The sequence below is a fragment of the Marinoscillum furvescens DSM 4134 genome (assembly GCF_003386095.1).
Classification (GTDB): Bacteria; Bacteroidota; Bacteroidia; order Cytophagales; family Cyclobacteriaceae; genus Marinoscillum; species Marinoscillum furvescens.
The window spans coordinates 108,956-124,525 of the sequence record NZ_QREG01000018.1 but is presented as its reverse complement, the minus strand read 5'-3'; the positions used below and the strand labels follow the sequence as shown (position 1 = coordinate 124,525).

At 47.7% G+C, this 15,570-nt stretch carries 10 protein-coding genes; all 10 read right to left on the bottom strand.

Annotation, left to right across the window (positions count from 1 at the left end; all coding sequences use genetic code 11):
• Window positions 1–61: 61 nt before the first annotated feature.
• Window positions 62–1,000 carry a hypothetical protein gene (locus C7460_RS17270; protein WP_115869381.1) on the bottom strand — a complete coding sequence of 313 codons (939 nt, stop codon included), beginning with the start codon at window positions 998–1,000 and terminating at the stop codon, window positions 62–64.
• A 26-nt stretch (window positions 1,001–1,026) separates the two neighbouring features.
• On the bottom strand, window positions 1,027–2,523 hold the full coding sequence (locus C7460_RS17265) for a RagB/SusD family nutrient uptake outer membrane protein (protein WP_115869380.1): 1,497 nt from the start codon (window positions 2,521–2,523) through the stop codon (window positions 1,027–1,029).
• Window positions 2,524–2,535: 12 nt separating this feature from the next.
• Window positions 2,536–5,931, bottom strand: coding sequence for a SusC/RagA family TonB-linked outer membrane protein (locus C7460_RS17260; RefSeq protein WP_221409560.1), 3,396 nt, complete (start codon window positions 5,929–5,931; stop codon window positions 2,536–2,538).
• Between the two features lie 144 nt (window positions 5,932–6,075).
• Window positions 6,076–7,080: a FecR family protein gene (locus tag C7460_RS17255; RefSeq protein ID WP_115869379.1), complete on the bottom strand. Its 1,005-nt coding sequence runs from the start codon at window positions 7,078–7,080 to the stop codon at window positions 6,076–6,078.
• Between the two features lie 136 nt (window positions 7,081–7,216).
• Window positions 7,217–7,810 (bottom strand): RNA polymerase sigma factor, encoded by a 594-nt coding sequence (locus C7460_RS17250; protein ID WP_115869378.1) that lies wholly within the window; start codon window positions 7,808–7,810, stop codon window positions 7,217–7,219.
• A 103-nt stretch (window positions 7,811–7,913) separates the two neighbouring features.
• Window positions 7,914–9,788, bottom strand: a complete 1,875-nt coding sequence (locus C7460_RS17245; protein ID WP_170148075.1) for a chondroitinase-B domain-containing protein — start codon at window positions 9,786–9,788, stop codon at window positions 7,914–7,916.
• 8 nt (window positions 9,789–9,796) lie between these two features.
• On the bottom strand, window positions 9,797–11,059 hold the full coding sequence (locus tag C7460_RS17240; protein WP_115869376.1) for an NRAMP family divalent metal transporter: 1,263 nt from the start codon (window positions 11,057–11,059) through the stop codon (window positions 9,797–9,799).
• Window positions 11,060–11,081: 22 nt separating this feature from the next.
• Entirely contained in the window at window positions 11,082–12,023 is a 942-nt protein-coding gene (locus C7460_RS17235; protein ID WP_115869375.1) for a sugar phosphate isomerase/epimerase family protein, read from the bottom strand.
• Window positions 12,024–12,039: 16 nt separating this feature from the next.
• Window positions 12,040–13,110 carry a polysaccharide lyase family 7 protein gene (locus tag C7460_RS17230; RefSeq protein WP_115869374.1) on the bottom strand — a complete coding sequence of 357 codons (1,071 nt, stop codon included), beginning with the start codon at window positions 13,108–13,110 and terminating at the stop codon, window positions 12,040–12,042.
• A 64-nt stretch (window positions 13,111–13,174) separates the two neighbouring features.
• Window positions 13,175–15,481, bottom strand: coding sequence for a chondroitinase-B domain-containing protein (locus C7460_RS17225; RefSeq protein ID WP_115869373.1), 2,307 nt, complete (start codon window positions 15,479–15,481; stop codon window positions 13,175–13,177).
• Between the last annotated feature and the right edge of the window lie 89 nt (window positions 15,482–15,570).

Genomic DNA, 15,570 nt, shown 5'->3' with positions numbered 1-15,570 from the left:
TGAATGTATCTTTTGAGCTAAAGGGACGCTCCTTGTGAGCGCCCCTCTGCATGAAGAAGTGTTATTGTTTTTTGACGTCTACCCAAAAGGTGCGTGGACGCTTCACAAACTTGTCATAGTCCGTATAGATGTTGTCCCAGTCGTCCACACCATCCACCACAAACTCAAACGCCTGATTTTCTACCGTTTTGCTTCGGTCAAAACCAACATCTATGGTGGTGGGTGCCTCGCGGTACACGCAGCTCGAAGTGCTGCCATCCGCCCAGGTGAAGGTCACTTTTCCTGTGGCGTAGTTGCGTTCCCACTGTGCTTCACCGGTTGGCAGCTTCCTGTAGTGGTGGTTTACATCCGTTTGTGGGTCCAGCACGAAGACATAGTCGGCATACAATCCATCAGCTCCAGCGCTATGGGTAAGTGTACCGTAGCTATTGCCATTGGCAGTGAAGCCTCCTAGCTCAAAGGTGATGGTATTGTCCAGCTCAGCAGCCGGACCAGTAGTCTCATCCCATGCCCAGGGTTTGTCCATCATGGCTAATACGGCTCCACCTCCATATTCTGGGCCGGTACCGCCCCATACTACCAAACCGGTCACTTCATAGGTACCCACCAATGTTTCTGTAAACGGCTCCAATATGATGGTATAGTCTCGTGTCAACCCGGTAGGAGATGTCACGGAAACTGTAGCACTTTTTTCAGTATTATCGAAATTGAGGGTTTCTCCGACGGCAACTGATGCGTTGGCGTCATAGGAAACCACCAGTGAACTCAATTTTACGCTGCTAAAGTCTACGGCCAGTTCGTTGATACCGAGGGTAATGGTCCCTGACTCAGGTCCATCGCGCTCTATCTGAGCTGCGCCTACCTGATGCTCAAACTGAATCTCCAGGATGCTGCGCTCGTTGTTCCAGCTGCCCTCCTCAAATTCTTTGAAGGGATCTTTGACACAGCCAAACTGCACTACAACCAGAACGAGTAAAGTTATTTTTAGAATGTAATTCATGACTTGTACGTGTTTAGAGTGATGGATTAAAGTCCCTGATTGAGGTCTAGCTCAATCTGTGGTAGCGGATAGTAGGCTACCTCTTCATCTGAAAGACCGGCAGCTTCTTCTACCAGGTCATTTACCCGATTGTAACGTCTCAGGTCATACAAGCGATTGCCTTCAAACATCAACTCCCAGCTACGCTCCTGCCACACGGCTTCTCTAAAATCTTCCACCGACAAGCCTGTTGTCAGTTCACCCAAACCGGCACGATTTCGAATGTAATTGACCAGCGCATAAGCCTCAGCAGTTGGGCCTGCAGCCTCCGCATAAATAAGTGCTATGTCCGAATAGCGAAGCAAAAACGGCTTGGTACTGGTTTTATCATTGATGAAATGAGGATCCACATATTTTCGCGTAAAGCGATAAGGAATACCACCACCATCTACACTAGCTATTTCATTGCCATCGGCATCATAAACACGGTCTACAAGCAGCACTTGCCCACGAAGGTCTGCACCATCGAACGTGTTGTAAAAGGATTCTTTCGTCTGGAAGACACTCCAGCCATCATGCGACACGGTAAAGCTACCGTCACCGTCTGGCAGGTAGATGTCATCACCCGCGATGTAAGGAATGAAAAGCTTGGATATTTTAGAGTAATCCCCTTCTATAGTACCTGAGCGGTCCATTGACATCAAGAAAATGTGCTCTGGTCCTTTCGGCTGATCCACGTCATAGATATCAATCAGATTGTCATCAAATCCATAAGTAGACTGTTCGTTGATGACCTCACCTGCGTAATAGGAGGCACTATCGTACAGGGTATTGGCATCCGAAACTATGGATTCGTAGCGAGGGACACCATTCGCTTTGGATGAAGCCATGTGCAGATACACCTTTGCGGCAAGCGCCTGAGCAGCTACTTTGTCTGCCCTGCCTGTCATCTGATACTCCGACAACAGACTTACCGCCATGCGGCAATCGCTCAAAATGAGGTCATACACCTCCTGAAGATCCTGCGCCAATGGCGCCGAAGTATCATCCAATGAAGCTACGAGTGAGGTATGCATGGGCACCTCACCGAAGTTTCTCACAAGGTTGAAGTAGTTGTAAGCCCGCAGGAAGTATGCCTCGCCCAAATAGCGCGTTTTGAGCTCATCATCAATCGGCGACTGAGGGATGTTCTCCAATATCGCATTGGAACGATTGATCGCGATATAAGCGTATTTAAAGAAATTTACGAGACTCCTGTTTGTAGAAAAATTATCTACTTTCCAGTTGTTGAGATCCTGTGCATCTGGCCCTTCATCGGCCTTCGGCCCGCACTCATCCGTAGGCAGGTCGCCGAGTAAAAAGACCGTACGAGAGTACTCCAAAAAGGTCAACGCATCGTATGCATACGTCACCGCAGCTTCAGCATCCGCCTCCGACTGGTAAAAATTATCTTCTGAATAGAAGCCATAGGGCTCTTCACTCAGGTCACATGCGCTGGCCGCTAAAAGACCAACAAGTATCAAGATATAATGATTGAATTTCATGTTTGTGTCTTTTTAAAATGTGATGTTTGTACCCAATGTCCATTTGCTAAGTCTGGGATATCCACCCCAGTAGCGTCCGTCCATACCTACCTCCGGGTCGTAGCCTTTAAACTTGCTAAAGGTGTAGAGATTGGCAGCATTCATAAACACCCGGGCTTTGATCTCTTGAGGAAGCTCGAACGTATAGCCCATGTTGAGATTTTGTACCCGTACAAATGAGCCATCCTCTAACCACCAGTCGCTAAACTTCACCTGGCGCCCATCTCTCAGACTTGGATAATCATTCGTTGGGTTGTCAGGGGTCCACCGAAACGGTGTAAGGCTAGGCTGATTGAAAGCCTGTGTGTTGAGTACATCATTGCCAAACACTCCATTGAAAAACACGCTTAGGTCAAAGTTTTTGTAGGACAAGCTCAGGTTTAAACTCGCCATAAAGTCCGGGTTGGGGTCACCAATGATGGTGCGGTCATCTTCATCGATGATGTCATCTCCATTGATATCTATGTACTTATACTCTCCGGGCTGGGCCAAATCTCCCTCTAGCCCTGCTTCTACACCTTCCTCAAGCGTTTGCACGATACCATCCACTTTGTATCCGTAAAATACATTGAGTGGCTGACCGATTGCCAGTAGGTTTGGAAAACCTCTAAACATCTCGATGGAATTGCCCGAGTATTGAAACTGCATACCGGTATTGGCATCTGTGATGAGTCCAGACTGCTCGGCATTTCCCAGGTCGGTGACTTCATTGCGGTTGCGGTAATAAATGAGCGTAGCACCGAAGGTAAAGTCTTTTTTAGCAATGATATCTCCGTCTAGCGTAAGCTCTACGCCCTGATTGACAATGGAACCATTGTTGATCCACATGCGGTCATAGCCCGAAGAAAGTGGCAATATGCGCTGTTGCAACAGGTCATCAGTTTCCTTTTTGTAGTAATCAAAAGTCACACGTAGACGGCTATCAAAAACGGCAAAATCAACGCCATAATCCACCTGAGCAGTGGTTTCCCATCGTAGATCAGGGTTTGGGATTCCTCCCCATAACACTTCGATCCCGTTTTGGCCAGTACGGCCTACTTCCAGTCCGGGACCAATGGCGGTAATCCATGCTCCATCGTTGTAGTAATTGCTGATGCCATATCGGCTCAGGGTTTGATAAGGTGCTATCCCCTGGTTACCTGAAATACCGTAGCTCGCACGGAGTTTTAGCTGATCAAACAGTCCCTGCCCAGCCATAAACGACTCCTCATGGAGCTTCCAGCTCACGGCTCCCGATGGGAAGTAAGCCCATTTATTGTTTTCACCAAACTTGGAAGAACCGTCCGCTCGTGACGTGAATGTGAGCAAATAGCGGTTGTCATAGGCATAAGTAGCCCGAAAGATTCCTGAAACCAGACGGGTTTCACTGAGTCCATTGCCAATGTCGTTGAGCTCAGGATTTCCTGCACCCATGTTTTCATTTTGCAGTGTTTCATTCACGAAATCATAAGCGGTAAGGCTCGAAGAGCGGATTTCGTCGTATTGGTACGAATGCCCCAGGGTAGCGGTGAGCTCATGCTTACCGAGCAATTTGGTATAGTTGGCAAACGTTTCGCTTACCAGCGTATTGAGCTGCCAGTTGTTGATAGAGGCTGCGCCATTGTTGAACTGGCCCGCCTCGGAAAATCGCTTGGGTTGATAAACATCACTGATGCTGTGACCAAACTTATAGTTGAGGCGTGAGGTCAGTGTGAGAGATGGAGTTACTTTCCATTCCGCATCGAGAAAAGAAAGCACATCCAGTGTCTTATTCTCGTTTTTGCGATTTTCGGTGATCGCTACCGGATGGCCAAAATCATTGTTGTTGAACAGGTAGTAGTCTCCATCTTCGTCGTACACGGGGAAAATAGGGTTTCTCCAATAGGCCAGCCCCCCATTATTATTGCGCTTTCCTCTGGTGAGGATGTTGGTAAAAGTCACTTTGAAGTTATCAAATACCTTATGCCCTATGTTGAGGTTGTAGTTGAGTTTGTCGTAGTTATCCTCAATGTACACCCCACGGTCAGTGAAGTAATTGGCACTTAGGTTAAAATTGGTGCGCTCGTTGGAGCTGGAGATGCTTACCGTGGTATTGTTCGAAATGGGTCTATCGCGAAACACGATCTCATCCCACCGGGTATTGTGTGGCCACTCACCAGAAGCCAGCTCACCCACAGACGGGTAGTAAATACCAGAAGGACTCGTTTCTCCGATATAGAATGGAGGAAATCCGCCATTTTCACGTGCTTCATTGCTGAGCTGAGCCATCAGTGCCGGGTTTCTCCACAGGTTGAGCTCAGAGGTAAACTGCGACATGGTCACCTGCTGGCGAACGCTGATGTTTGTTTTGCCTGTCTTCGCCTTGCGGGTGGTGATGATGATCACACCATTAGCACCACGCGATCCATAAATAGCTGAAGCTGAAGCATCTTTTAGGATTTCTACCGACTCTATATCTGCCGGATTTACCTGCTTGAGGTCACCCGCATCGCCTAGCGGAAATCCATCTACCACTACCAATGGAGAATTAGACCCACGTAGTGAGCTCCCACCACGGATGCGGACAGTAGCTCCTGCTCCTGGATCTTGCGAAGTATTGATAATTTGCAGCCCGGCAGCCCTTCCCTGGAGTACCTGCTCCACGGAGTTTGCCGGGATGTCTTTCACCTCAGCTAGCTCCACTTGCGCTACGGATCCCGTGAGATCCTCCTTTTTCACCGAGCCGTAGCCCACTACCACTACCTCTTCCAGGCTGGTAAAATCCGGATTCAATGAAATCTCAAAACTTGTTCGTCCATTCAGCGGAACTTCCTTCATTTCATATCCCACAAATGACACCAGCAGCGTAGCACCCTGAGTGACTTCCAGCTTGAAGTTGCCGTCCATGTCAGTGATGGTGCCATTAGTGGTCCCTTTTTCCACTATAGTAGCGCCAGGCAATCCTTCACCGTTTTCGTCGAGCACTCGACCGGATACACCTATCTGCTCTTTGTTGATGATCACTTCTATCGGCGTAGCCTGCTGGCCTTTGCCACGACTGATGCTGATGGTCTGGTTGATTTGTCGAAAATGCACTCCCGTTTGACTGGAGATTTCGAGTAAGTAATCGGCCACCGTACCTTGCTTTTGCGAAAGCTTTACCTCGGCCTGGTTGCTGAGGCTTTCATCAGTATAGAAAAACCGAAAATCGGTCTGTGCTTCGATACCGTGCAGTATCTGATCGAGTGAACCCCTTTTAAAGTCAAGCTCGATAAAAACGTCCTTTACACTTTTCGCCTGCCCTGAAACCGAATCGGCCAGAAGGGTGGACATGGTAAGCACCACGGCCATAAAAGTGTACATACTGTATTTTGTAACCATAAGGATGGTCTGAAATAGGTTGTATTTCATATTTTTGTCATAGAGTTAATTGAACATTAGGTCAGTAGGCATTACAGAAAGCTGCAACTTTCTGCTCTGCTGATGTGATGAATTCAACCGGGGGTTTTCCGATCCCCGGATTTTTTTTTGCGTCAGGTTTTCCTCATATGCTGCTCATTTTTGCTTAAAATCTAGTTTTACTTCTTTTCCATTTATTTCATACCCAAAGCCTACAGAGTGACTCAGCACATCCAGGACGTTGGTGAGGTATTCGTTTTTCTGAAAAGTACCATAGCACTTTACCTGAGGTAAGTTTTTCGCATCTATGCGCACACCATACCAGCGCTCCAGTGTAGTCACCACCTCACTGATATCTGTGCGATCAAAGTAGAGAATCCCTTCCTTCCAGTAAGTGGCTGTGGTCAGGTTTGCTTCGGATTTGTTCAAATCGTTACGGTCACTAAGTGTGGCTTTTTCTCCCGGATCAAGATAAACCAGCTGGTCCGCCCCCTCCTTCACTACCTTCACCTTTCCCGTAACCAGCACAACTTCAGTTTGTCCTTTGTTGTAACTGTTAATATTGAACGATGTGCCCAGTGCAGTGGTAGCGAGACCGCCACTATGGACAGTAAATGGTCGGCTGGGGTCTTCCGTCACATCAAAAAAGGCCTCTCCACTGAGGTGGACCTCTCTGCCATTGGCGAAACCTTCTGTATAGGTAATGCTACTTTCAGAATTCAGGTTGACAATGGTGCCATCTGGCAGGTAAACTTTAGATTTCTGTCCGGCCGGATTGGATTTACTCACCTGCTCGTATTGAGCTACTATCTGCTGCTGCTCTGCTGACTGATTTAGATTCAGCACTACAGCCGCCACCACAAGGAGCGCCACGGCGGCTGCCACTTTCCACCAGATTGATGACGTTTTTACTGGGTTACCCGATTGCTCACGAGCCACATTGAGGGTACGTTCGTTGTTTTTGGTTTGCAGGATTTGCTGGTAGAGATCGCTACCGTCCCATTGATACGCACTCTTGCTTTTGGCATGCCACAGCTTATCAAACTCAGCCTGCACTTCTTCCTCGCTGTGCGCAGACAAATACCACGCTAGAAACTCCTCCGCTTCTTTTCGCGAAAGCTTTCCAGCAAAATAGTCCTGTATTTGTGTGAGTCGATCCATGTTTGTCGGGTTACGCTATTATATAGCCTCAACTCACTCATTCTACTCACTTGAATTTTCATTTTTACAATAAATTCAATGATTGAACTGATTTAATATCAAATCATTCAATAGAAAAGTAAATAAGCCATAAAAATCACAACATAAAGATCAACCCAACAACACTAGAAGAGATGACGCGCATGTCTATGAGTTTTTCTTTTAGAGATTTGGTAGCACGATAGATCTGATTTTCTACAGTGCGCGGCGAGAGGTTGAGCTTTTGGGCAATTTCCTCTACGGAGAGGTGATCGAAATTTTTCATCATAAACACCTGCTTCTGCTTAGCAGGCAGCTCTTCAATGGCTTTACTGGAAAGCTCATCCAGGTCAGAAAAGATCACATACTCTTCCGTTTCGTTGGTATCTCCGGGCCAATAATGGATGGCATAGTGCTGGAAGGCCAGAAACCGCGCCCGTTTTTTGGATTGCTTGAGCACGATGCTTCTCACAATGGAAATGATGTAGGCATTGAAAGACAATGAGCTATCGAGGTTTTCTCGATTTCGCCAGATCTTCAAAAAGACTTCCTGAATCACACCTTCGGCATCCTCGTGGAGCAGCCCCATCTTACGGCTGATGTTATAGATCTTTGGTGCGTATTTTTCATACAGCTTACCATAGGCCTGTTCGTCTCCTGACCGGAGACGGGCTACGAGCTCGCTATCACCAAAGTTTATAGAAAATGCCACCGGGAATTATGAAAATTAGTAATTGACTCACTAAACTGAGTGTTTTATTTTCATTTTCAAAATTAGGTGAAACGGAAACACCTCTCCCGGAAGAAGCCAACCACTACTCTTTCATAAACTTGAACCTATGTTGACCAGCAAGCTGATCATACGGCTCATAGTGCCTTAAATGTAAGAAATACATGCCTCGTGGAAGTGCCTTGGTTTCGATATGAAGTTTATCATTTACCTGAACAGAATCTTGTTTAAGCACGGTTTTTCCATCCATGGAAATCACTTCCCAACTCCAAAAACTGGCCTGAACTGGCGCATGCACCGTGAGTTGGTCTACCACAGGATTAGGGTAAATCCCCCAGTTTTCGGACAGGTCCGATGACAGTGTACCCACCTCAAAAACGGCTTTGATCTCCATATCTGCATGCACAAAAAAGGTCAATGGATTTTCGGTGCCCGATACATCTCCTTCCCAATGGGAAAACAAGTGTTCTGCATCTGAAATGGCACGAGCAGTCACCTGTGTGCCTGGCAGGTAGCTTTCCTGAGTCGGTTCCAGTTCTACTTCGCCACCAGTAGCGGCCACCACCGTAACGGTGACCTGACCGGCGTTGGTCAGGTATACAGGCCCCGAATTTTCCGCCCGAGCGAGTGGACGCACTACCACCTCAGCATCATACTCCACAGCGCCTACATCTCGACTAGCCACTTCTTGTGGGCGGGACCGTTTCATCAAATCCAAAAGAATCTCATGATCATAGTCCATTCCTTCAAAAAGTGGCACTACGGGGTATCCATTTTCAGCTGCATCTATGGCCGGACTACTGCTCTTGAGCTGCATAAAACCATGTTCGTTTGCCTCTAGCTGAGGATCCGTATTAGCCATGCCAGACTTACGCGTTACCCCCAGGTCTCCAAAGGCTATGTTGCCCAGCCAGGTTTCTGTGCCCGTTGCATCGTCAAACAGGCCGTCCTGAGGGTCCGAAAATATGTTATTGGCAAAAGTGACATTTTGAGGTGGATTAGACCCGCTTCCTCCCAGTCGCACCTCTTGAGAGTTCAAAACGGTATTGAAGTAGATGTGAATGTCTGACAAAGGATCCGAAGACTCATTTTGCAGGTAAATGGCACGCTTAGAAAGTCCCGAAAAGTAGTTGTTGTAGATGAAATGGCCGCTACCTTCCCGAACACGCACACCTCCCATGTTGTTGAGGAAAAAGTTGCCATAGACGATGCCTTCATCGCCATGACGCAGCACCAGCTCGGCTTTGGTGTTGTTTTCAAAGGTATTGTACCGAAATACGTTTTGTCCTGCCTTGTTAGAAATCAGCTCTCCATCGCCATCACAGTGGGTAAAATAGCAGTATTCTACCAGTGAGCGGCTATCCAGGTGAGCCTGGGAGCTTACCCCGATCCGCACCGGCTCAATGCCCATGTCATTACCAGTGCCATTAAAGTTTTTAAAGGAGCAATACTGGACTTTATGATAGCCCGGCTCGGTGTCCACAAGGATGGAAAGGATGTTTTGATCATCGAGGTTGATGCGGTTTTCAAAATTGCAATAACTCACTATGGTGCGCTTCGAGTCTTCGTCGATGATCAGGTATTTGTAGCTGGTATAGTCCTGAATATTCACTTGAGTCACCAGCACATCACTGCCCCAGACTCTCACTACGTGATCCGTGCCGATATCGCCTCCCACATACTGAAACCCTGAAAAGGTAACGTCATCTACTGGAATTTCCACTTTGGAGTCGCCATTGAAAGTCACCGAACCATACGCTTCGGCTGTCACTACCAGGCCAGCCTTAGTGATGTCCATAAACACATCTGAGTAGGTACCTGACTGCCAAACGATGGAGTCGCCAGCAGTGGCCTGCTCCTGGGCTGTTTTAAAAGCCTCCAAAGATGCTACATCATAGCGCGTCTGAGCCAAAAGCAGCTGTCCTAACATCATCAATCCACTCAAAAAAGCAATTTTCATAACCATTTTCAATTAAATATATCTACTAAGCCATTCCATGAAATAACCAATGAAAACACCAGGGCCGCCACCAAAACCACATTCGTCAGCACACGATTTTTAGGTAGTCCTGGTACTTTTCTGTTCCACAATATCAAAATGCTGATCACTACCAGAGGCAGACCAAACACGTTGAACACCTGAGTGAAGATCTGGCCTTTGATGGGATTGAAGCCAACTAAGGGAACACTCAACGCGAGCACACTGGCCAAGCCCGTCACTAGCCTAAAACGCCGGGAAGACACGTCCAGTTTGCCAGATGTGAAATCTGCAAGCATGAGCGGAACGATCATCAGACAGGGAAATATGGAGGAGAGTCCGGCACTTAAGGTTCCGGCAAAAAAGATGGTGACCGCAAACTTACCTACAGATGGTTCTAAAGCTCCAGACATATCGAGCACGTGCGTAATTTCTGTGCCTGTACCATAGAGACTACCGCTGGCCACCGCCATGATGGCCCCACTAATCGTGAAAATCAACAGTGCTGCCACTATGGAATCGTTGCGCTGTGTTTTGGCATCAGCCAACGACCAGCCCTTGCCCTGAATAAACAATGGCCGTGATAAGAACGTAGCTGCAGCCATCGTGGTACCTACAAATGCCGCTATGAGAATACCCGCGCCTTCTACCTCCGGAATTTTGGGCACCAGCCCAAGGATAATTTCTGTGGGCAGCGGAAATACAAACAACAGGGTGAAGACAAACGAAAGCCCCATCATGGACACAAACAAGGCCAATACTTTCTCAAAAAGGCTGTAATTGCCTTTGAGCAACAAGGTGTAAAACGTACCAATGATGACTACTGCCAGCGCCAACACCACCCCATACTGGTGCGTGCTGATACCGGGAAAGTTGAGTTCAAGTATCTCATATATGACATTGGAGGTGATCCCTAAAATACCGATGAGAGAGTTCCACTGCCCAATGCCCACCGTAGCGATCATGGCTATGGCCAAAAACTTACCCATTGGAAGGTGCTTTCTGACAGAGAAGAGAATCGTTTCACCACTCACCAGATAATAATGCCCCGACACATAGATGAGCACGCCCGAAAACAGGCAGCTAAAGAACAATACCCACAGCAGGTCCATTCCAAATGAATTGCCCGCCACAATCATAGAGGTCACACTACCCGTGCCGATAGTATAGCCGATGGCAAAAATGCCCGGACCAAAGGACAGCAGAAAAGCTAAAATTTTCTTGATTGGATGATTGCTGGGTTGCTCGCTCATGGGTATTGAAATTATGTGTTAATTATGCTGACTGCCACAGTTCCTGTACTTTTTTCAGGTCTCGATGCATCGCCTCGTACACCACAGTGTGATCAACCGTAAGCTGCCGACGACCCTTCTCGGCACCGCCCAGTGGATATTCCAGATGAAGCGATACCGGAGGCTTGAGCTCATAGCTCTTGAGCAATGAAAAGTATTTCTTAAAATCAACCATCCCCTCACCTATGGGCACGTTGATTACCTGCCATCGGCCAGCTACTTGCTCCCATCGGAAGTCCTTCAGTACGATTGTTTTAATCTGATCATTTATGAGTCTTAGTCCGTTGGTCCAGGACCTGCCGCCTTCTACCACCGCATGCCGGATATCATACTGTGCACCGAAATACTCCGGCACTGCCGCTTCCAGCAGCTTTTTCACTTCCCAAATCGAAGCCCCTATACTCGTCCCTGAGTGGTTTTGATAGCAACCAATGATCTTGTGCTTTCGATTGAGCTCAGATAGCTCAGCCACCTTTTGCTGGTAGTGGTGGAGTGTTTCTTCCATCGGCTGATTATCAGCATATTTAAACCAGTTGCTCCGGTAGTATTTCACTCCGTGTGCAGCCGCTACGCTTACTACTGACTGATCAAGAGGATCTGATGCATCCCCCACTGCGGTGGTCATCAGTTCGCACTTCAGTCCAGCCTCACGAATAGCTTTGATTGCATCGGGAAGGTCCTGCGCTACCCTTTCAGGAAGCACATGGCCTTTGGGACGTACCGTCAGATCCAGTCCACTAAAGCCCAATTCCGCAGCTATTTTGGCAGCCTGTGAAACCTCCAAAAATTGGAGGTGTTTGGAAAACAGATGCACCTCCAGTGGCGACTCATCCTGTAGCCACAGCCCACTGGCAGCACTTGCAAATGGGGCCATCAGCCCCATGAGCCCTGTTTTCTTAACAAAATCACGACGAGAAGTGGTCATACCTCCTACTAATTTTCTATTCCTGAGCCGGTGGGACGCCGGGTCCTAGAGAAGATTCGCTAAACCACACCTCAGCATAGCTTCCATTAGCATATTGTAGAGCAATCTTCCCATCCGTGGATTCGGCTTCCGTACTTCCCTCCAGACTTGTCGGCGCATTGCGCCCGTTAGTTTGATTGTAGGCCCCTTGCTTGAAAAACTGATTTTCCCCTTCATAGGCATTGGGTTTTTCCGTGCCATCACGCCCTCTCGGTACGTAATGGTCCACCACTTGCTGAGGCATGTCTTCCTTGTTTGCAAAATCTGACTTGATCAGGTTTTTGGTAAAAGTCTTGGTCTCATGGCCTTCACTGGTGAAGGTGAGATACATCACCCCATCGTAGACATTCACTTCGTAGCTAAATACCTCTCCCAGCTCGATACCGTCTTCGGGCTCAGGTGGATAAGCATCCGGCGCATCTCCTCGTACCGACATGTCATATCCCCACACTGCCGTGGAAAAATCCCACCTTCCAGAGTTGTCACCCTCCGTATTGATTTCATAGTTCCAGTAAACAGAACCTTTGGTGTGCCCGGGAAATTTCTTGTAAGCGATTTTTAAGGGTTCGTTTTCATGACCATCATCACTATGGATTTGTCCGATTACTACAGAAAACGATCCACCGCTTTGTGCATCTCCCTTAGTAGACACGTGCATCACTTTGAGGGTACCTGTCAGTCTACCGCCCTCTTTGGGTGTCCAGCGGCGTTTTTGCCCCAGTTCCGTACGCGTATTGTATGAGTTTGGTGAGGTGATGCCTACATTCGGAGCCTTGTAAACGACCCATTCCACACCATCGTTGGTCGTGTAAAAGTAGTCCGGGTGCTGAAAATCTTTGAGGACTTTTGGACGATCCCCGTTACCGAGTAAGATGCTCCACTGATCCAGGTTGGTGATGATATCACTCGGATACTTAGGTGCTGGATTTTCATCAGTAGCGCTTACATTTTCCGTGGTGTTTGTCGTATTTTCTTTTTGGGATGAATTGCAGCTAATCACCGCAGACCCCAGCAACATGAATAACGACGCTTGAATAAGCTTTTTCATAAGTGGTAAATGTTTTGAATAACAAATAGGAAAATTGGGCTGATATGAAACCAGCCCTTTAGGTCTAGTACAGTAAGTCAAGCTTACGCTGTTCCTCTACTTTGATTTCACCGGAGCTCACCACTGTATTGCCCTGATGCAGGTTGTTTTTGGCACCCCAAAGCAATGCCACCAGCTCTACAGGGTTGTTTTTGAAAGTATTGTTCAAAAGATGTACGTTGATGATTCCAGGTGTTTTGATCAGCACTTTGCTTGCATCTTTGGCTCCACATCGGGTAAAGGTGTTGTTGCGCAGCGTGAGAAAACCTCCAATGGTAGACTCATCATAGCCTCCCCGGTAAAAGTGCACTACATTTTGACTCACGTTTTCGAAGGCACACGCCTCAAAAGTGACCATCTCCGCATTGTAATCCCCTTTTTCATCCGCAGCCAGTACAAATCCATTTTTGCAGTCTTTGATGGAAGTGTTGGTAAAGGTGATGGAATCTGCGAAAGATCCTTTAGATGCTTTTAAGACAAAGTCAAAGCCGGATATTTCACTGTTCTGGACAAACAGCTTGTAAGCCGAAGACATGTTTTCCGCCAGCGGCGCAAAGGCAAGCTGCCCCTCCTGCCCAGACATGGCAACATCTTGCAATCTGACGACACCACCTGGATGCAGCTCAAACGCCGGAGTTCCCGCCGGTCCGGTGTAAATGATTTGCGGTTTGCTATCCCCAGCAGCACGCAGCGTCAGTTCCTTATCGATCTTCAATGGCTCAGCAAGCTCATAGACAGCAGCCGACAAGGCCACAACATCCCCATCCTTTGCCTCAGCCAACACCTGCGAGAGGTTTCCTGCCGTGGCATTGTGTACTGTAGGTGTTCCCTGCTTTTGATTCGGTGTAAACCATGATGGGCCGTACTTGGATCGGTCTAACTCAAATGTTTCCGCTCGGGCTAAATCCACCACAGCACCTACCTGGTTTTGATCCTTTCGATCGGCTCCAAACAAATCCTGCTCTATGCGCTCAAAATCGTAGCCTGCATAAACAGCACTCAAGGCCTCCTGCTGATTCGTAGGGACAAAAAGCCATTCGTTGACCTGCTTCATGTCCAGATCCACGCTTTTTAGAACTTCACTTTCCGCATATGACTCCCCTCCATTGGCTATGACATTGCCTTTAAACTTAATGCCATCCATGTCATCGTGGTTGACCACTGGTGAATCATCGGGCTGTGTATTGTAAATGATGTTGTTGGCGATAGTAGTTCGAATAGGCGGTGCCGATCGAATCTCACTTTTGGGCAGCACGCTGGCGCTGGCCTTGTTTTGGCCCACGCCTATCTGAAATGGCGACTTGCAGTCCACCCAGGTATTGTGCGCTACAACCACATCTGTTACCTGCTTGTAGCGGTTGAGTGAAGACTTGGGAATACCGTTCATGATCGCAAGCGGACTTCTAAACTCCTCACCGCGAATCTTATAGAAATAATTGTTAGTGATCCAATGGCCGGTATTGACGACACGAATACCGCCATAAAAATCCGAATCATCCCCACCGATAAAAATGTTGCCATCCACCGTGGTATAATCCGCATGGCGCATTACCAGTGAGCCCTCGCACTTGTAGAAAATATTGTTGGTAAAGGAGTTGGAACGGGTCTTGTCGGAGATGATCTCCACCTCCCCATTGCAGGCCTCAAAATAGTTGTTTGTCACAGTAATCCTTCCGGGAGTCATAGAAGTTTCACTCCCTCCAAACCGGATGGTCTCCGCTCTGGGACCTCCTTTTCTGGGTCTGGGCCCAAAGTAGTTGGCATAGATCTTATGGTAGCTGTTGGTATGCTCGTTGCCTTTGTGGTAAACCATCAGCGTGGCACCGTCATTGGATTTTCCAGCTATGTAGCAGTGATCGAGCTCATTGTGCTTGCCATAAAAAGCAATCCAGCTGTCTCTCTCCCACCGATTGAGCTGGGTGAACCCGTCGATTACGCAGTTGGTAATTCGGCTGTGGTTGGCAATGCTATCCTTGCTGATTTGGTACTGAAATACGCTACCGGAAGGCGTATGGCCATTTCTAAAATATAAGCCACTGACCACAAGGTGCTCTCCACCGAGGTGTAAAAATGATTCCCCTTCCACAAAAACTTTTCCGGGTGTCTCCGCTCGCAGCGTAACGGGACGATCAGCAGTTCCCTTACCGTAAAATTTAATGGGTGCATCCTTCCAGATGCCTTCAGCCATGACGATTTCGGTTCCAGGAGACGCTTGTTGGATAGCGCTTTTAAGTTCTTTGAAGTCCTTTACCGTTACGATTTCTGATGCAGGTTTGCTGCCACATGCGCACAGCAACCACACCGCACAAGTAAGCAGTAGGGCATTTTTCATGATAGGTAATCTTAAGATGTGACTAAACTTTGTACATTAAATTGGTCAACCAATCGTTGGTTAACTAGTCTGTAATATAGGATATTTTG